This window comes from Acinetobacter sp. WC-323, assembly GCF_000314615.1.
Taxonomy (GTDB): Bacteria; Pseudomonadota; Gammaproteobacteria; order Pseudomonadales; family Moraxellaceae; genus Acinetobacter; species Acinetobacter courvalinii.
In genome coordinates, this window is the sequence record NZ_AMZS01000062.1 from 18961 (window position 1) to 38456 (window position 19496).

Sequence of the window (19496 nt, forward strand, 5' to 3'; positions counted from 1 at the left end):
TATTTAGAATGTAAAGAAATTTTTCATATGACAGATTTACATCGCTTATCAATCCGTGAACTCTCTGAAGGCCTGAAACAAGCCCAATTTTCATCACGTGAATTGACTGAACATTATTTAAAGCGTATTGCCCAAATTGACCCGAAAGTAAAAAGTTATGTGACCGTCACCGCAGAACAGGCATTGGCCGAAGCGGATGCGGCTGATGCAGCACTGAAGTCAGGCAATGCACATGCGCTAGCGGGTATTCCCCTTGCCCATAAAGATATTTTCTGTACCCAAGGCATTAAAACCACGGCCGGTTCAAAAATGCTGGATAACTTCATTTCACCTTATGACGCAACCGTGGTTGCAAAAGCCAAAGCTGCGGGTCTCGTGACTTTAGGTAAGGTGAACATGGACGAATTTGCCATGGGTTCAACCTCTGAAAATTCTTACATCGGTGCAACGTCTAACCCTTGGGCACTGGATCATGTACCGGGTGGTTCATCTGGTGGCTCAGCAGCGGCTGTGGCAGCTGATCTTGCACCGATTGCGACAGGCACCGATACAGGTGGCTCAATTCGTCAACCTGCTTCATTCTGTGGCTTAACCGGCTTAAAACCGACTTATGGTCGTGTATCTCGCTTCGGTATGATTGCTTATGCATCATCACTGGATCAAGGCGGTCCAATGGCACGTTCTGCGGAAGACTGTGCTTATTTGATGAATGTGATTGCTGGTCATGATGCCAAAGACTCAACGTCAATCAACAAAGAAGTGGATGATTACGTTGCTAATTTGAACGGCACATCTGTAAAAGGTTTACGCATTGGTATTCCAAAGCAATACTTCAATGTTGCAGGTTTAGACGCAGATGTAAAAGCACGCGTTGAAGAGTCATTGAAAAAGCTTGAAGACATGGGTGCAATCTTGGTTGAGATTGATCTCAACATGACTGAAGCCTATGTACCAACTTACTACCTGATCGCGCCTGCGGAAGCATCTTCGAACCTGTCACGTTTTGACGGTGTTCGTTATGGTTACCGTTGTGAAAATCCTGTGGACTTGATGGACTTGTACAAACGTTCACGTTCAGAAGGTTTTGGTGCAGAAGTACAACGTCGTATCTTAATTGGTACTTACGCGCTTTCTGCGGGTTACTACGATGCCTACTATGTCAAAGCACAAAAAGTTCGTCGTTTGATCCAGCAAGACTTCCTCAAAGCATTTGAAAATGTTGATGTGATTGCTGCACCATCTGCACCAACTACAGCTTACAAAATCGGTGCGAATCTCAGCCCGACTGAAATGTATCTAGGCGATATCTATACCCTTGCGGTGAACTTGGCGGGTCTACCAGCCATCAACGCACCGGTTGGTTTTGATAAAGACAGCTTGCCTGTGGGCTTACAGTTGATTGGTAACTACTGGTCAGAATCACAATTGCTGTCGATTGTGCATCAATATCAACAAAACACAGACTGGCATACCAAACGTGCGGCAATTGCTGAGGAGAATGCATAATGGCTGAAGCTCAAAAGTTAAAGTTAATTGACGGTTGGGAAGTCGTTATCGGGATTGAGATCCATACTCAGCTTGCAACCAAATCTAAAATCTTTTCTGGTTCATCGACTGAATTTGGTCAAGACCCAAATACACAAGCCAGCCTTGTTGATTTGGCCATGCCGGGCGTATTACCAGTATTGAATGCGGAAGTGGTTGATCTTGCAATTCGCTTTGGTTTGGGGATTGATGCCTATATCGACCAGGCCTCTGTATTTGCGCGTAAGAACTACTTCTACCCAGATTCGCCAAAAGGCTACCAGATCAGCCAGATGGACAATCCGATTGTGGGCTTGGGTCATATCGACATCCAGCTTGAAGATGGCACTGTGAAGCGTATTGGCGTGACTCGTGCCCATCTTGAAGAAGATGCGGGTAAATCGATTCATGACCAGTTCGAAGGTATGTCGGGTATCGACTTAAACCGTGCGGGCACACCATTGCTTGAAATCGTATCTGAGCCTGATATGCGTTCGGTTGAAGAAGCGGTTGCCTATATCAAGTCAATTCACACGCTCGTGCGTTGGTTAGGTATTTCTGACGGTAACATGGCAGAAGGTTCATTCCGTGCCGACTGTAACGTATCACTTCGTCGTCCGGGCCAATCGTTCGGTACCCGTTGCGAGTTGAAAAACCTCAACTCATTCCGTTTCATTGAACAAGCGATCAATGTTGAAATTGAACGCCAGATGGAAATTCTGGAATACGGCGGCGAGATTGATCAGGAAACCCGCTTGTTCGATCCGAACAAGATGGAAACCCGTTCAATGCGTTCGAAAGAAGAAGCGAACGACTATCGCTACTTCCCAGATCCAGACTTGTTGCCAGTGATCATTGCTGACGAGCAGATCGAAGCGGCACGTGCTGCTCTTCCAGAACTGCCTAAAGCGTGCCGTGCACGCTTTATTGCTGACTTCGGGGTGACTGAGTACGATGCGCATGTATTGACGCTATCACGCGAAATGGCGGACTTCTACGAAGCGGTTGTGGCTGCTGCGGGCGGTGCGAAGCAAGGTAAAGTTTCTGCAAACTGGGTAATGGGTGAATTCTCAGGCGCTTTAAACAAAGCCGGCCTGGAATTGGCGGACTCTCCTGTTTCTGCTGAGCAATTGGGTGGCATGATCGCACGTATTGTCGACAATACCATTAACGGCAAAATCGCGAAGCAAGTGTTTGGCTTTATGTGGGAAGCAGAAGGAAAATCTGCGGATGACATTATTGCTGAAAAAGGCTTGAAGCAAGAAACCGATACCGGTGCGATTGAAGCGATTATCAAAGACGTGCTTGCAGCCAATGAAAAAATGGTTGAAGAATACAAGTCTGGTAAGGAAAAAGCCTTTAACGGTCTGGTTGGTCAAGTCATGAAAGCTGCAAAAGGTAAAGCCAACCCTGCTCAAGTGAATGAATTAATGAAAAAATTGATTGGTTAAGCTAATTTAATTTTAAAAGAAAACCCGCTTTAGAGCGGGTTTTTTGGTTTTATAGGATAAAATATTTACATAGTAAATTTTTAAACTAAAACAGACATGATCCTTCAACTTATGAGAAATAAATTACTGTTGAGTACCTGTTTACTTTTAATCAGCAGTTCTAATTTTGCACAAACACCCCAAGTTCCTAAAGCCGATGCTGAGGCCATTTTTAAAGCGGCAGGGTTTAAAAAACAAAAACATGGTTGGGAAGGCAACTGCGATATAGGTGAAATTACTACATATAAAGACTTAAATGGTGATGGACTAAAAGATGCCATTATTTCAGATGCTGACTCAACATGTTATGGTCGAGAAATGGTTGGTTACCACATCATCTCCCAGCAGAAAAAAGGGATATGGAAAATGATCGTCGAAAATCGAGGCATTCCAACTTTCTTAGACACAAGAGGTAAAGATGGTTGGCCAGATCTTATTAATGCAGGTTCTGGTTTTTGCTTTGCTGTATTCCGTTGGGATGGTCAAGAATATAAGGTTCACCGTTATGAATATGAAGGCAAACCATGTTCATTACGATAAATGAAAATGCAATAAAATAAATCCCTCATGAACGAGGGATTTTATAACTTATTAACGTATCACACCCAACTTATTCCAGATATCAGGCGTTAAAAAAGTCGTAACCAATTTATTTAAATCAATATAACGCAAGGTACCTTGCAACTGCTGTCTGACCGCAGGGTCTTTGACAATATCCTGCCCTGCACTCTGACCTAACTGCTGAAAAGCCTGACCGACTGCTTGAATTCCTTCAGCTTTAATCACGGCTTTGGTCTGCGTCGAACACTGCTCTACAATCACACGCTGTAACACCTGCGCCAGTTTCTGATCCAGCTGGGTTTTCTGCTCAGGCGTGACATTGCTGAATGCCTTTAAATCAGGATGCGCAGCTAAAGCACTAAACGTCCATTGCAACACTGTGGTTTTATCCGCTGCGGTGGTCGCTTTCACCAAACAATCACTCAATTGATCGACTGTTGGCCCTGCCGTTGCCATTTGGGTTGTACCCAACACAGCCGCAGCCATCAAGACCGAACGAATCAGATGAGAAAATTTACGGCGGGTAGAAGAATAAACGCGAGACATAAGCACAGTTCCAGATTGCAATCTTTCCCTTTGTACCATGGACGGTGCAAATCATCTGTTATGACGCTGTAAATTGCGTAAGCCCACGCCTTTAAAGCTTTGGCAAAGTGTAAAATGATCTTCTATAACAAACCTATATTCCTGCATGCGCATTTATTCCATACCGGCATAATCCCAGGATGCAGGTATATTTGGCTGCTTCGATACTTTATTTAAATCAATATTCAGGTTACGACTGCCCTTAAATGATTTCTCACCCGAATCTGAGACAGGTGATACATCCAGACTGTAGCGATAACGGAATTGCCAAAGCATCGGCTTGATCGGACGAATATCCAGACTCAAACCATCTTCATCATGACAGTTACCCTTGGAACGTACATAATCCTGTTCCGAGAAACAGGCCCGAATCATGCGATAAAAATGAAAAGGATAATTTTCAATAAAGCGATGCGTCTGACCAGAATCCTTTAACTCATAAAAGCTGGCCCGTTCAATCCCCGCCCCACCACCTGAATACATTTCAGAAAAAGTATCAATCACGGCAACGGCATAACGGCTCTGATCCATGGGAAATAGCTTTGGAAAAATATACTGTCCTGATCGTGCTATTTCTTCCGCCGATGCCAATGGAATATGCCACTGTTTCAATAGTTTAAAACCTGTTGTTGAAATACCAAACCGAGCAATATTGCCCTCAGATAATAACCATAGACCTTGATCAGGTGTTTTCAAACTTAGCAATTGTGGTTTGTTCTGACATAGGTTTTTGACCTGTTCACAAAGTTGCGTCTGTTCAGTTGAACTCAGTTGTCCCTTTTTAAATTCCAGAATCTGTAAAGGGGCAGCAAGAATAGTTGTACTAAAACAGGTGGATGTACCCAGCAGAATCATTGCAGGCCAAACACTTTTATCCTTTAGCATGATATTTCCTTAGGCTATTTTTATGTCCAATACATTATTTAACGATGGCTTCGATCTGATCAAGATCCCACACCCCACCTGCGGCTAGTCCTTTACACATCCCTGTCCAGCGATCTTGAGTATGTACAAACTTCTGTCCATCCCACACCCATTCATCACTGGCCCAGCAATCACCAATACCACGACCTTTTTGTGAGCTACTGATAATACCGTTATAAAACTCGGAAGCCTGTTCAGTCACAAAGTTTGCCTTGTTTGCAAGTGAATCATCCAGCACCCATGCGCCATAACCTTCGTTATAGGCACCACGCCAGCATAAGGTCATCGCCAATACTTTTTTATTGGTCAGTTTATATAGCTCTATCGTTTGAGGCTTTGTTTCACCATCCTCATACATCCCTTCACAAAATCCCTCCCGTTTTGGCATCGGCTGAGCTGCCATCAAATTACGATATAACGCTGCATAGCGTTTGTTATTTGGCTGCAAGGTTAGATAAGGTTTACTGGAGGTTTTGATCTGTTTGACCGAAAATCTGGGTTGAGCTGCCAATACCTTCGACTCATCCGCTTGGCCCTTTTTAATCAAAGCGCCTACCGTACCAATACGCTTCTGGAAATCATCCATTTTCAGCAAGACTGCAGTCATGCCTGCATCTGAAATATTCCATTGCAGCTGCGCATTTTTAAACAAGATCTCGGTCTGTTGCCGGGATTGCTGCAATAAAGCATTCACTTGATTTGCCGAGAGTTTCCCCATCAGTGGAAATTCAGTCCCCTCAAACGAGACTACGCCCAAATCTTTACCATTGATATAAAAATGAATATTTTTAAGCTTGGCGGCCGGAAAAGACTCCTCTTCATAACGTGCCAGTGCGAATTCCACCTGTACAGCTTGCCGTGGTCCCGCCTGACGGGTCAATAATAATGAAGCAGGCTCATTACGCTCCGCTTCATTTTGATAACCCGCAGCCCGACAAGTACCCGTATTGCTACAGTAGATTTCCCAATCCTGATGCGAGAAAGAAATGCCCTTAATGTCTTGGGCAAAAGCACTCGAACTCAACATAATAAAACAACAGACTGTAAGGATCTTGTTCATAGGGATTATGTCTCAATGCAATTTATTTATTATTCGTTGAAATATTCTAATGCGATTGCATAGAACAGGTTGTAGGTTCTTGTATTGCAGAATATATTCATTTGAACTCAAATCTAAAATACTTAATTAAAAAATGAAGATCTTTTCCGCTATTTCTACTGTTTTATTCATCTTATCAGTGACTTCGGCTCATGCAGAAGTCCGTAGCTTTAAACCCACTTTTCCCCAATTTTCAAATACAGTCCAACAGCGCAAAGCTGACAATCAAATCTATGCCTTGGGTGAAGTATCCTTTGCCAACGATGTCCGCGTTCCCTTTTATGGCGTTACCGTACTCAATCCAGTCGATGATGGCTTATTAAAAGACTTTAAACGCTGTACAGCCAAAAGCTGCCATTTTGACTTTAAGCTGAATGCATCTCAGGCCAAGCAGCTTAAACTTGTTGCACTCCCAGAAATTGGTGCCGTGCTGATCCCGAAAGATTGGCACGATGTGGAGGCAAGTGCAGGTGCAAATGGTACCGGTTCAGCTTTGCTGATGAGTCCAAATCAAAAACAGGCGATTGAATTGTACGACTCATCCGTTTGTGTGGGCTGCGGTATGCCCTATGCCACGCTTTATTTTCCTAATCTGTTAAAGCAGAGTATTGAAAATGAATATGGCGGCTATAAAGACCCGCAAAAACTGGTCAAGGTGGTACATCCCTCCAAACAGGTGGCGTTCTTTAGCTATCAGATTCCACAACTGAATTACAGAACTCATGGTGTGGCTAAATATATTGATGAAGGTGACTTTAACTTCAGGGTCATTAAAGTGACGCTGGATCAATCACAGCAACATCTGGCCGGGCCGATTTTAAACTTCTATCACTTTAACCACTGAACCGTTTCAAACCGCCTGACTGGCTTTGAGTAAACTCAAGAAATGCTCAACCCGAACACTATTGCCTTGGGCACGACAAATTGCATAAATCGGGGCGATACAAGGTTTTTTAGCTTCTAAAGCTTTATAGATGACCTGCTTGTTCCAGAAGTCCTGAATTGACGCGGGGACAATAGACAGCCCAATGCCTGCGGCAATCAGATTAAGGCTCGAGGTTAAGCGCGGTGCCTCTTGAACAATATTGGGACTAAAACCGGCCTGATAGCAGTTTGCCAGAATATTATCGAACAGGTCCTGTCCCGCGATACGGCGATACAACACAAACTCATACGGCTCCAAATCGACTAAGCGGATTGCTCCCGCTTGCCCAGCCAAAGGATGATTACTCGGCAACGCGACAATCAAAGGCTCATCCAGTACATGAATACTTTGGACTTCGGTATGAATCGGTGCCGGTTTGCGTAGAAAAACAATATCCAGTTTTTCATTGATGACTGCATCCGTTAAAGCCGTGCTGCTGTCCTCTTCCAGATGAATCGCTACCGCAGGAAACTGTTCCCTAAACTGACGCAACACAGCTGGCAAAAAAGGATGTAAGCCTGCTGAGTTGGTAAAGCCAATATTGATCTGACCTTCCAGTCCCTGGGCAATGTTTTTTACCCGTTTCGGAATCGACTGGGCATGCGCCAGAATGGTGATCGCTTCCTGATATAAAGCCTTACCGGCTTCCGTAACTTCTACACCACGAGGCAAACGTTTCAGCAAAGCCGTATCCAGCTCTTGTTCCAGACTTTTAATCAATCGGGTCAATGGCGGCTGTTGCATATGCAGTCTGACCGCTGCTTTGGAAATATTGCTTTCTTCCACCACAGCCACGAATGCATTGAGCTTATGAATATCGATCATACATACCTTAAAAGTATAGATAATAGCAAAAATAGCATTTGTGAATATACCATAAATCTTTCATGCTATAGCTCACAAGGTTGAACAGAAAGGTAATCCAATGAAAGCCCAAGTCCTATCAATAGAGCGTGAACCATTAACGACTGCTCCTGATTGTAAGGCACTTTTTACGGGGTTTATGAAATTGGGATTGATGGGTTTCGGTGGCGTGCTACCACTGGCACATCGCATTATCGTTGAAGAACATAAATGGATTGATGCTGGCAAATTTACCGACTTACTTGGCGTGTGCCAGTTATTACCGGGCGGTAACATCATCAATATGGCGGTTGCCATTGGAATGGAATTCCAGGGCGTGAAAGGTGCGATCAGTTCAGTCCTCGGTTTGATCTCCGCCCCAACTGCAATTGTGCTGATGATCTATCAGGTCTATGAGCATTTTCAATATCTGCCTGCCGTCAAACACATGATCCAGGGTTTGGCCGCAGCAGCAGCAGGCTTGCTGTTTGCCACAGGCTTTAAGATGCTCAAACCCATCTTGAAAAGTTATCTGACCCTTTTTACCATCGGCCTGACCTTCCTGTTTATGATCTGGATCAAGCTGCCGTTGGCACTGACTTTAGCGATTCTACTGGCCATTAACATGCTGGTATTGGGAGTGAAAAAATCATGATCTTAGTCACCCTTGCCGTGGTTTTTACTCAACTTTCATTGCTGGCTTTTGGCGGTGGTAATGCCATCCTACCTGAAATGCAGCATCAGGTGGTAATCGTGCATCAATGGATGAGTGCAGAGCAGTTTAGCTCGCTATTTGCCATGGCGCAGGCGGCACCCGGTCCGAATATGATGATTGTGCCTTTGGTCGGCTGGCATGTCGCAGGCCCAGCAGGTTTACTGATCACCTCATTGGCAAAATTTGGTCCATCTTCCATCATTACCATTTATGCACTCAAATTCTGGGAACGCTTTAAAGCCAATCCGTTACGGGCGCGTTTTGAGAAAGCCCTGAAACCGATTACTGTCGGTTTGGTTTTAGTCAGTGCCTGGATGATTGCCGATGCTTCCGCACAGAACCTGCTTCTGGTCATCATCGTGATTTTGACTGCGATTCTCGGGATGTTTAAAAAGATTCATCCACTTTGGGTGATGGCCGCAGGCGCAGGACTAGGAATTGCCTTCCTTTAAATATAAATAGAGCCAATAAAAAACCTGCATGATGCAGGTTTTTTATTGAATTCTGGATTACCAGATGCTGACCCGCTTTTCAGGTGCCAAATACATTTTGTCCCCGGCTTTAATCTTGAAAGCATCATAAAACGGCGCCTGATTGACTAAAGCACCGTTGGCCCGGACTTTATCAGGTGCATGTGGATCTGTTTTTAAATATACAATCGCTTGTGCTTCACGGGTTTTGGCGCGCCAGACTTGCGCCCAGCCCATATAGAAACGCTGCTCACCCGTACGCCCCTCAATCACAGGCGCAGATTTGCCTGCCAAAGACAATTGATACGCTTTATAGGCAATCGATAATCCCGAGTTATCGGCAATATTTTCACCCAGCGTCAGTTCACCATTAACGTGATACCCTGCAATCGGCTCATAAGTATTGTACTGTGCAATCAAGGCCTGGGTTTTGGCTTTAAATTTCTGATGATCTTGCTTGGTCCACCAATTACGCATATTGCCCAATTCATCAAACTGGCTGCCCTGATCATCAAAACCATGGCTAATCTCATGCCCAATGACACTTCCAATCCCGCCATAATTGACCGCATCATCGGCCTCGATATTAAAGAAAGGCGGTTGTAAGATGGCAGCAGGGAAGACTATTTCATTGGAGGATGGATTGTAATACGCATTCACGGTTTGCGGTGACATAAACCATTCATCACGATCCACAGGCTTACCGAGCTTATCCAGTTCGTCCTGATGCTCAAACTCGCTGGCACGAATCACGTTGCCAATGAGATCACCGTCTTTAATGTCTAGCGCGGAGTAATCACGCCATTTCTTCGGGTAACCCACTTTAATGGATAGGCTAGCCAGTTTCTTTTTGGCTTGTACTTTGGTTGCAGGACTCATCCAGTCCAGCTGGCTAATACTTTGATCATAAGCCCGGATCAGATTCTGAACCAAGGTATCCATGCGCTGTTTTTTATCCGCAGAAAAATGTTTTTCTACATAGATTTTACCCAGACCGTCACCAAGCACACCGTTTACCGTTTGTACGCCACGTTTCCAGCGCACTTCCTGTTCAGCCACATCACGTAAGCTTTTACCATAAAACGCGAAACTTTCATCAACAAGAGCTTTATTCAGATAAGGAGCGAAACTGCTGATCAGGTTCCATTTAAAATAAGCCTTCCAAACGTCTAAATCGGTTTTATTCAGCACTGGATCAAGCGCCTTAAAATAACTGAGCTGATGCACCTGAATAGTCTGAATCTTATCCTTTACCCCAACCGTCTTCAGATAACTATTCCAATCAAAGTTACGACTTAACTGATTCAAATCTTTAAGCGGGTAAATATTGTAACGCTTGGATAAATCACGATTTTGAACATTACTCCACTGAATCTTGGCCAGTTCCGTTTCCAGCTGGAGGATTTGTCTGGCATGCTGGGCGGCTTGCTGATCGCCAGAAAGCTGCAGCATCTTTTCAATATGCTTGAGATATTTTGCACGCGTTTCTACAAACTTCTGATCATCTTTCAAATAATAGTCACGATCTGGCAGGCCCAATCGACGCTGTGCCAAACCTGCAATCATTACATCAGAGCGTTTCATGTCCTGATCAATACTGATATCAAATGGCGTTCTCACGCCGATACGCGAGAAATGCCCCATTAATTGAGCGAAGTCTTGTTTATTTTGAATTGCATCTACCTGTGCCAGTTCCTGCTGTAAAGGTTGAAGGCCTTGTGCTTCAATTGTTTTTTCATCCATAAAGCTGGCATACAGACTGGCAATCTTTTGCTCTACGCTGCCTGCTGCCCATTTTTGGGCACTCAGTTGTTCAACAATGGCATGCAACTGGTTGGTCGATAATTCATGTAACTCGTTAAATGCGCCCCAACGTGACTTATCTGCGGGAATTTCAGTATCTTTTAACCATTTTCCATTTACATGATCGTAAAAGTCATGCTGGGCAGACACGGTTTGATCGATATATTGTTGGTCTATACCTGAGATTTTTTGAGTTGGAGAGGATTTAATTGCTTGGTCTGCCCATACATTTGCAGTAAAAGCAGTCAGTGCAAGCGCTAATGCACTTTTGAGCAATGCAGGTTTCATGATTTATCCTATTTATTTAAGTTCTACGCTATACAAGAGAGAAATGAAAAGAGATCATTAATTTTATCAAGGGACTATAGTGAAAGCACACGCTCAAATAAAGTAATTTTCACAGAAATACATATGCAAACGTCACATAAGAAACAAATCCACTCAGCATACAGCCAATAAAAAAAAGCCTTCACATCAACTGAAGGCTGACTAAAATTAGGTCATTCAAACTAATCTAACGTTTTTTCAAATGTGCGAAGACGTTTATAAATTGATAGTAACTCAATAATCGTTGGCCATGAAGTGATAAGATATTGAAAAGATTTTCTAACCAATTGGAATACATTCATAATCTGCATTATGATCCCTAGAGTAATCGCACCTGCTGCAATTGATGGTGCTAAAATAAAAAATCCATATAAATTATCCAATTGTAAATACCAAAACCGCACTAAATTAAAATAGGTATAGTGGAAATACAATTTAAAGTAATTCAAACGTACCTTACTAAATAGCTCTTTCAGTGTTAAAGGATCAGCTCGATCAGCATGGTCTTCACCATAAACTAACTCTTTACGATATGCAGCTTCAACCTTTTGATTATTAAACTCCAATCCTGGAAGCTTAGCACCAACTACCATTAAGACTACGGTTCCAAAAATTGCCCAACCTAGAGCAGCTATCATTAGTGTATGCGGAATTTCGCCAACTATAGGTAAAACTTTGACGTGAACTGAAAGCTGGATCAAAATCGGTAAAAAGGCGATTAAAGTCATAATCGCCTCAATCAAACTTACACCTAGCCCCTCTAAAGTCCCAGCAAATCTCATCGTATCTTCTTGAATACGCTGAGATGCACCTTCTATATGACGTAATCGCTCCCAATACTGGGTATAATAATCATTCATTGCTGTACGCCAGCGAAAGATATAATGGCTAACAAAAAATAAATTCAATATAGCGATGGTGACATAGACCATGGCTATCAAAATAACAGTAAACATTCCACTATAAAGCTGCTTTAAATCACCACCACCACTCGAAACCATTTTCTGTATTAATGAATAAAAAGGGTTATACCAAGCATTTAATACGACATCGACTTGTACTGAAAACCAAATGTTAAACAAAATAAAAGCTGAGCCCCAGATCGACCACTTTTGCCATTTATGATCTGAAAAAATACGCCAAAAACCCGCAAACAAAGCTGTAGCAATAAAGAACCAGCAATAAAACCAGATAAATGAAGGCGCCCAAAAGCGACTGACATCAATCGGTAATTCTGCATTAGCATAGCCTTTAGGAAAACCCAGATATTCGCCCCAGCTATGTCCACCGCTGTACCAAAGCAGCATATTAAGTGCGAGCCAGACCACCGCAGAAATAAAAAATAGACGCGGGTTCGGAAAGAAAGACTTAAACATCTGTTTAACAATCCTTGTTATGAAACAATTTATTTGATGAGGTCATCCTATGACCTAAAACTTAAAACTCTCTGATAGAAAAGTTTTATGATTTGTAGTTATTTACTATTTTTCTGGGCGTTTTAATAGCTTTTTGTAGAATATTTATAAGCTGTTTTTATAAAAAATGAATTTTAGCAAATAGACTCAAACACTTAAGTCCATCTATAAATCTGAACAATATTCAATCATCGTGGCAGGGCTGAATTTTGCTTGACCGCCATATTCTGCTGATCCGCTCTAGAGGGCTTGCTTTTATTTTGAATGGCCCATTGTATATCGGCCAGTTTAGCATTTGCTGCATCAATGCCTGCCTGCATGGTCTGCTCACGGCCTTTTACATCAAAAATATGTGCTTTCTCGCGTAGGTCAGGTTGAATCACAATATCTGCTTCTTTGAGCTCTTCTTCAGCCAGACGACCTTGCATGATATTGATATTCTGGTTAAACAGGCCCCACACATTGGTGGTTTCGGTATGGATTGGCTGAGCCAGAATATCCACCGCAATCACCACATCTGCGCCGAGCTCACGTGCCACCTGCACAGGTACCGGACTGACCAGCCCCCCATCGACATATTCCACATCATGAATCATGGTTGGTACAAACATACTTGGAATCGAAGCGGAAGCACGAACCGCCTGTCCGGTATTGCCATAGTTAAATACGGTTTTTGACCCGTCCTTTAACTCGGTCGCCACCACATACAGCGGGATTTTCAACTTTTGTAAGGGCGTATTATGGACTTGCTGGTTGATATAGTCTTCCACCTTCTTGCCATCAAAAAAGCCTTTTAGACTCAGATTGACATCACGGACATCAGTGGCTTTTAGCTTTAAGGCAATATCACGCAGTTCAGCAGCACTTTTACCGCTGGCATAGATTGAACCGACAATACTGCCCGCACTGGTTCCAACAATAAAGTCAGGGCGAATGCCTTGTTGTTCTAGCACTTCGATCACACCGATATGAGCATAACCCCGTGCCCCGCCACTGCCCAGCACCAACGCCACCACAGGTCGCTTTTGTTGCTGTTTGATATAACTAAAAGGTTGCGAAACAGTATGTGCCTGAGCATCTTCCACAGCAAGGCTTACATGCGCTGTAGTTTGGCAACCTGCCAAGAGCATGATTGAAAGACCAAGGGCCCAGAATTTAAGCTGTTTCATACGCAGTGTTGCCATATTGTCTGTTTTTCTGTGTCGGATTTTAGCGTCAGCACATCTGAAAAGATGTATCAATTTCTTTGCATAGGTCATGAAATCTTCATAAAAAAAGTCCCTCGCAAGGGACTTTTTTTATACATTCAAAGCGTTATTCAAATCACTTACCAGATATCAGAATCAACTTTTTTCTTAAACTCAGGATGATTATCGAGTTTAAATTCAGGATGCTGAATACCTTGTTTTAACTGAGAGGTATAGTCTTTTAAAAGCATGCGCAAGAATGGTGTAAGCAATAGAATTGCAATCAGGTTAATGGTTGCCATTAAGCCCATAGACAAGTCAGCCATTGACCAGATTAACGGTACACTGGTGATCGCACCGAAATACACCATAAGTAGTACCAGAATACGGAAACCGAACATGACTTTAGGGCTGTTGTTAATAAACTGGACATTACTTTCTGCGTAAGCATAGTTACCGATAATAGAAGTGAAAGCAAACAGGAACAGAATAATTGCAAGGAAACTGCCGCCCCAGCCACCAATCTGACTTTCCAGTGCCTTTTGTGTCAGCGTCACCCCTTCAAAACCAGCTTCGTGATACATGCCGGATACCATAATAATGATTGCTGTACATGAGCAAACCACGAATGTATCGACAAATACCCCAAGCATCTGTACCAGGCCCTGATTAACCGGATGCTTAACATCAGATGCCGCTGCGGCATTTGGAGCAGAACCCATACCCGCCTCATTTGAGAACAGGCCGCGTTTAATCCCCATCATCATGGCCATTGAAATCATGGCACCGAAGAAACCACCCGCTGCAGCTTCAAACTCAAATGCTTTGGTAAAAATCAGTTTGAAAATTTCAGGTAACATCGGCAAGTTAATCGCAGCAATATATAAAGCTACCGCGATATATAACAACGCCATAAATGGCACAATGCCTTCTGCGACTTTAGCAATACGCTTGATCCCGCCAAAGATAATCAACGCAGTCATGACAACCAGAATCAGTCCTAACCAGGAAATCTCGAGATCAAGACCACCTAGACCCAAGGTCAGATTGGCTTTATCCCAGCCCCAGGCATGTGATGTGGCTCCAATAATTGCATTTGCCTGAACAGCATTAAATACAAAACCGTAAGCAAGAATCAATGCCAAGGCGAAAACAATACCAAGCCATTTCTGCTTCAGACCTTGGGTAATATAATAGGCTGGTCCGCCCCGGAATTGCTGGTTCTGGTTATCCCGAACCTTGAACAACTGCGCCAGTGAAGACTCGACAAAAGCGGAACTCATCCCAAGAAAGGCAGTAACCCACATCCAGAACACAGCTCCAGGTCCACCGATGGCAATGGCGATTGCAACGCCGGCGACATTCCCGACTCCTACACGGCTGGCCAAGCCAGTAACAAAAGCCTGAAACGGAGTAATACCATGATCATCCTGACATTCCTGACGGCTGCCCTTCATAACCTTGATACTGTGCCAGAACAGTCTTAACTGAACAGCACCAGTAATGATAGTATAAAAGATTCCGACAAAAAGAAGAAAGATAACCAGAAAGTTCCATAAAGGATCATTCAAGAATTGGACCCACGACATGAGCGTGGCATTCAGTTGTTCATTCATATTCAATTCACTTATATGCTGCCCGAAGTGCAGGGTTACTATATTCCATGAGAGATTCAGCAAAAAAGCCCCGTATGGGGCTTTTGGTCCGACTTAGACAAAGAATTTCAGGATGACTTGAATCACCGTTGCATTGATCAAATCAACGAAGAACGCACCACATAGCGGAACAATCAGGAACGCTTTATGAGATGGTCCATACATGTTGGTAATGGCTTGCATGTTGGCAACCGCAGTTGGTGTTGCCCCCATACCAAAACCACAGTGACCTGCAGCCAATACAGCCGCATCGTAGTTTTTACCCATCACACGGAAAGTAATGAATGCTGCATACAATGCCATGGTAATGGTTTGCGCACCTAAAATGACAACGAGCGGTCCAGCAAGATCAGCCAGCTGCCATAATTTGAGTGAAAGCAACGCCATTGCCAGATAAAGTGACAATGAAGCATTACCAAACACGTCAATGGCACGATCAAAGATATCTACCTTTAATACGCTTTCCAGAATATTACGTAAAATAACACCGCCGCCAAGCGCCCAGACAAAGGTTGGTAACTCGAACCAGGTCCCTTTACTGTAACCGGTCATGAATTCTGCAAATGCAAGACATGCAGCAAACATACCCAAAGTGGTAATGGCATTATCAGCAGTGATTAAACGGACTTGATGTGGATTTTCAAATGGTGCCAGCTCGTCAGGATGCTGATCTAGATGCGTATCACGGTTCTTGATCTCTGCCGGTGTCTGCGCTTGAGCAAGGCTATAACGGTTAATTAACAATTTCGCCAAAGGACCACCGATAATACCCCCGATGATCAGACCAAAAGTTGCACTCGCCATACCTAAAGCCAAAGCACCTTGAATCCCGTGCTGGGTTTCAAGAATTTCGCCCCATGCCCCTGCTGTACCATGACCACCGGTCAAGGTGATTGAACCTGCAATCAGACCGACCAGTGGATCAATACCGAGCAAGGTGGCCAGACTCATACCGACCGCATTCTGTACCACAATGAAAGATGCAACACAGACCAGGAAGATCACCAAGCCAATACCGCCTTCTCTAAGCTTCATGAAATTGGCACTTAAACCAATCGAAGCAAAGAAGATCAACATAAAACTGGTTTGTAATTCGCTACTAAAAACAATACTGTAACCCCATACAGAGTGCACGAGTAATGAAATTACGGCTGCAACCAGACCGCCCGCAACAGGCTCGGGAATGTTATAGCGTCTTAAGAAATCAATTTTATTAACGAGCAAACGCCCTAATAACAACACGATAACGGCTGAAATCAGGGTATAAAAACCATTAAAAGTAAATTCCATATCTTCTTCCGTTTACTTTATCAATTCCTTCAATGGCGGGTAGCCACTTTAAAACTGCTAAAATAGTAACTCTCAAAATGAGTGAAAACTCAATCAACTTTATAAAAAGCATACAGTTCAATGTGAGAACCTTTGCAAATTATGGTGATTCAGTTTTCACGGATGATTTTCATCTGCGGGTTAAAATGGCTTAGAAATTATAGCGAGCCATTGCCCCTACACGATTATCTTTACCTTTTTGCCCGTCAAAAGTTTTACGTTCACCGTAGATATATTCCAGACCGAACGTAATCGGTGTTACTGGTGAATACATGATATTCCACCAGCCCTGTTGCAGGGTTTTGTTCTGGGCGGTGTCTTTTGCAACCACGGCCTGTTTTGCAAAGTCATTGCTGTCATCTGCAAACATGGCGCCATAGGCCAAGGTACTGCGTAATTTCGGGTTAATCTGATAGGTTGTACCGACTGTCACTGCATCAAATTCATTCAGATTCAAATCAAAATTATTTGAATTTACATTGAAGGCATTGTTGGTATACAGCAGGAATTTGCTATCGCCTTTGACATGCGAATAGTCAATCATGGCCTGTAATGAATCAGTGAATTTATATTTTGCACCTACAGCAACACCCCAACCCAGTTCAGCTTCGCCTGAATTGGTGCGGTTATTGTTGTTGTCGTAGGTCGCTTTACTACGTGCTTCTGTCAACAAGGCACGTGCAGAAGTGGTTCCCTTGCCTTCAGCAAAATCATATTTTACTTTTGAGGTTAAGGATGGCGCACGGTTATCGTCATTGCCTTTTTCTAAAGCAACCGCATAACTGGTTTCTGGTGTGAACTTGCCGCTATAACGAACCATAGGCGTACGGTAAGTACCAATTCCCAGTGGCGAGTTAAAGTCCAGCATTTCCGGTTGCAAATCTGTGGCCAGGAAGGTCGATGTGGTTTGACCAAATAGCCAGTCGTTATAAGTCATATAAGCATGACGGATACGAATGGTGTCATTGCTGCTACCACCACGGAAGTCCACTTCTAACTTACCGCCAACGTCAGCGCCTTCAACCGGTGCTTTAAAATCAAGACCAAGACGGGTCACGGTTGCAGTGCTATAGAAACGGTCACTGTTCTTTTCAGCGCCTTCCAGATCAACCTTATTGATGCGGTTAAAAATACCGTCACCACCTTTTGCCTGATAAGACGCGTCACCACGCAAGAAACCGTACAGTTTTACTTCCGCACCAGAAGCAGTGCTAAAACTTAATGGAGATTTTTTCGGGGCAGCGGTTGTGACTACTGCTGCTGTATTTTGATTATTGGTTGCAGCTACTGCAGTTGCAGGGGCGACGGCAACTTGAGCGGCATCATTTTGTTGTTTTGCCTGGGGAACATATTGCTGTAATAAAGCTCTTAATTCCTTGACTTCATCGCGAAGTTGCTGAATCTGTTCTTGCTCGCTGGCAGCGTGTGTACTGTTCATCATTAAGGCAGCAACTGTGATTGCTAATCCTTGCATTACGAACGGCTTACGGATGAGAGATAAACTCATGAGAAGCTCCTTGTATATAGTGTATATTTCAACATTTCCCACAGAGATTGAATTGGATAAATTCAAGCTGTCTTTAAAATAGAAAATTCCCCCTTAGCCATTCAGCAAGGAAAGTCTAATCATTTTTAAAAAGGGCGTATTATGCATAAATTTCGGATATTGTGTGTACTTTTTATTTAAAGAGTTTTATTGATTCCATTGAGTAGGCATAAATATTATTTCGATTTCATTATGTTACTTATAGAATTATTTTTCACACAAACCTAACAAAAGATAGAAAACTCACAACAATTAGTGTTAATCCTCTAATTTTTTTGCGTATTTTTTATGCAATCCTATATTTATACCTGAAAAACCCGCAACAAAAAACATTTATTGATTTATATTCTCCTGTCATTAAAAGATCAAAAGGTTAAGGAGTTTTCATGAACACGGAACAAGTCCGCTTGGTGGACGAGGCCATTACCTCTCGTCATTCGGTACGTGCGTTTTTAGATACCCCTGTTGACACCCAAACCATTAAAGACATCCTGACTGTCGCCAGCCGTGCCCCTTCTGGGACCAACGTCCAGCCCTGGAAAGTCTATGTAGTCACTGGACAAAAACGTGCCGAAATGATTGACCGTGTGTGCGCTGCACAAATCGAACTTCTACAAAAACCAGAACTGGCCGCACAATATCAGGAGACCTTTGCCTACTATCCTGAAACCTGGATTTCACCATTTATCGATCGTCGTCGTGCCAATGGCTGGGGTCTCTATGGCTTGCTGGGCATCCAGAAAGGTGAAAAAGAGAAAATGGCAGCGCAACAGCTGCGTAACTTCCAGCTATTTGATGCGCCAGTCGCCCTGTATTTTACCGTGAATAAAATCATGGGCATCGGTTCAAAAATGGATATTTCCATGATGTTGCAGAATGTCATGGTCGCCGCCAAAGCCCGTGGTCTAGATACCTGCCCGCAAGCAGCCTGGAATCATTTCCACCCGATCGTTCTGGATATTCTGGGCGCGCCAGAAGATGAAGAACTGGTGTGTACCATTGCCTTGGGTTATGCCGACCCTGACCATATCGTCAACACCTTCATTACCCCTCGTGAACCGGTTGAAAACTTCACCGTATTTCTAGATTAAAGCGTTC

At 43.4% G+C, this 19496-nt stretch carries 17 protein-coding genes; 7 read left to right on the forward strand and 10 right to left on the reverse strand.

Features of this window, described 5'->3' with window-relative positions; translation table 11 throughout:
• The first annotated feature begins 27 nt into the window (after positions 1-27).
• The 3 genes from gatA to ACINWC323_RS02820 all read left to right on the forward strand — a co-directional run bounded on the left by gatA (position 28) and on the right by ACINWC323_RS02820 (position 3554).
• Positions 28-1506, forward strand: a complete 1479-nt coding sequence (gatA, locus tag ACINWC323_RS02830; RefSeq protein ID WP_009515089.1) for an Asp-tRNA(Asn)/Glu-tRNA(Gln) amidotransferase subunit GatA — start codon at positions 28-30, stop codon at positions 1504-1506.
• Positions 1506-2975, forward strand: a complete 1470-nt coding sequence (gatB, locus tag ACINWC323_RS02825; protein ID WP_009515034.1) for an Asp-tRNA(Asn)/Glu-tRNA(Gln) amidotransferase subunit GatB — start codon at positions 1506-1508, stop codon at positions 2973-2975. Before gatA ends, gatB begins: the two co-directional genes overlap by 1 nt.
• Before the next feature lie 96 nt (positions 2976-3071).
• Complete coding sequence (locus ACINWC323_RS02820) at positions 3072-3554, forward strand: hypothetical protein (protein WP_032881707.1); 483 nt, start codon at positions 3072-3074, stop codon at positions 3552-3554.
• A 51-nt stretch (positions 3555-3605) separates the two neighbouring features.
• Here the strand turns inward: ACINWC323_RS02820 and ACINWC323_RS02815 are convergent, their stop codons facing one another.
• The 3 genes from ACINWC323_RS02815 to ACINWC323_RS02805 all read right to left on the reverse strand — a co-directional run bounded on the left by ACINWC323_RS02815 (position 3606) and on the right by ACINWC323_RS02805 (position 6144).
• A complete protein-coding gene (locus ACINWC323_RS02815; protein WP_009515011.1) occupies positions 3606-4121 on the reverse strand; it encodes a hypothetical protein in 516 nt (171 codons plus the stop codon).
• 153 nt (positions 4122-4274) lie between these two features.
• Positions 4275-5045, reverse strand: a complete 771-nt coding sequence (locus ACINWC323_RS02810) for a hypothetical protein (RefSeq protein WP_009515037.1) — start codon at positions 5043-5045, stop codon at positions 4275-4277.
• Positions 5046-5079: 34 nt separating this feature from the next.
• Positions 5080-6144: a DUF1176 domain-containing protein gene (locus ACINWC323_RS02805; protein WP_032881708.1), complete on the reverse strand. Its 1065-nt coding sequence runs from the start codon at positions 6142-6144 to the stop codon at positions 5080-5082.
• A gap of 133 nt (positions 6145-6277) precedes the next feature.
• Here ACINWC323_RS02805 and ACINWC323_RS02800 point away from each other — a divergent pair, with 133 nt between their 5' ends.
• A complete protein-coding gene (locus ACINWC323_RS02800) occupies positions 6278-7027 on the forward strand; it encodes a DUF4850 domain-containing protein (protein WP_009515018.1) in 750 nt (249 codons plus the stop codon).
• Between the two features lie 6 nt (positions 7028-7033).
• Here ACINWC323_RS02800 and ACINWC323_RS02795 read toward each other — a convergent pair whose 3' ends face one another.
• Positions 7034-7933 carry a LysR family transcriptional regulator gene (locus tag ACINWC323_RS02795; RefSeq protein ID WP_009515047.1) on the reverse strand — a complete coding sequence of 300 codons (900 nt, stop codon included), beginning with the start codon at positions 7931-7933 and terminating at the stop codon, positions 7034-7036.
• Positions 7934-8033: 100 nt separating this feature from the next.
• Here ACINWC323_RS02795 and ACINWC323_RS02790 point away from each other — a divergent pair, with 100 nt between their 5' ends.
• Together ACINWC323_RS02790 and ACINWC323_RS02785 are read left to right on the forward strand one after the other, a co-directional pair.
• Complete coding sequence (locus ACINWC323_RS02790) at positions 8034-8606, forward strand: chromate transporter (protein ID WP_009515058.1); 573 nt, start codon at positions 8034-8036, stop codon at positions 8604-8606.
• Positions 8603-9118 carry a chromate transporter gene (locus tag ACINWC323_RS02785; protein ID WP_009515072.1) on the forward strand — a complete coding sequence of 172 codons (516 nt, stop codon included), beginning with the start codon at positions 8603-8605 and terminating at the stop codon, positions 9116-9118. Before ACINWC323_RS02790 ends, ACINWC323_RS02785 begins: the two co-directional genes overlap by 4 nt.
• Before the next feature lie 57 nt (positions 9119-9175).
• On the opposite strand, the gene ACINWC323_RS02780 is transcribed toward ACINWC323_RS02785, so the two are convergent.
• The 6 genes from ACINWC323_RS02780 to ACINWC323_RS02755 form a co-directional block, all read right to left on the reverse strand.
• Positions 9176-11227 carry a M13 family metallopeptidase gene (locus tag ACINWC323_RS02780; RefSeq protein ID WP_009514996.1) on the reverse strand — a complete coding sequence of 684 codons (2052 nt, stop codon included), beginning with the start codon at positions 11225-11227 and terminating at the stop codon, positions 9176-9178.
• Positions 11228-11448: 221 nt separating this feature from the next.
• Positions 11449-12642, reverse strand: a complete 1194-nt coding sequence (gene sbmA, locus ACINWC323_RS02775) for a peptide antibiotic transporter SbmA (RefSeq protein ID WP_009515013.1) — start codon at positions 12640-12642, stop codon at positions 11449-11451.
• 227 nt (positions 12643-12869) lie between these two features.
• On the reverse strand, positions 12870-13850 hold the full coding sequence (locus ACINWC323_RS02770; protein ID WP_032881717.1) for a patatin-like phospholipase family protein: 981 nt from the start codon (positions 13848-13850) through the stop codon (positions 12870-12872).
• Positions 13851-14008: 158 nt separating this feature from the next.
• A complete protein-coding gene (locus tag ACINWC323_RS02765) occupies positions 14009-15484 on the reverse strand; it encodes an alanine/glycine:cation symporter family protein (RefSeq protein ID WP_009515069.1) in 1476 nt (491 codons plus the stop codon).
• 93 nt (positions 15485-15577) lie between these two features.
• A complete protein-coding gene (gltS, locus tag ACINWC323_RS02760; protein ID WP_009515087.1) occupies positions 15578-16813 on the reverse strand; it encodes a sodium/glutamate symporter in 1236 nt (411 codons plus the stop codon).
• Positions 16814-17003: 190 nt separating this feature from the next.
• Positions 17004-18359: a DcaP family trimeric outer membrane transporter gene (locus ACINWC323_RS02755; protein WP_009514990.1), complete on the reverse strand. Its 1356-nt coding sequence runs from the start codon at positions 18357-18359 to the stop codon at positions 17004-17006.
• A 425-nt stretch (positions 18360-18784) separates the two neighbouring features.
• Here ACINWC323_RS02755 and ACINWC323_RS02750 point away from each other — a divergent pair, with 425 nt between their 5' ends.
• Positions 18785-19489, forward strand: coding sequence for a nitroreductase (locus ACINWC323_RS02750; protein ID WP_005288766.1), 705 nt, complete (start codon positions 18785-18787; stop codon positions 19487-19489).
• Positions 19490-19496: the final 7 nt, after the last annotated feature.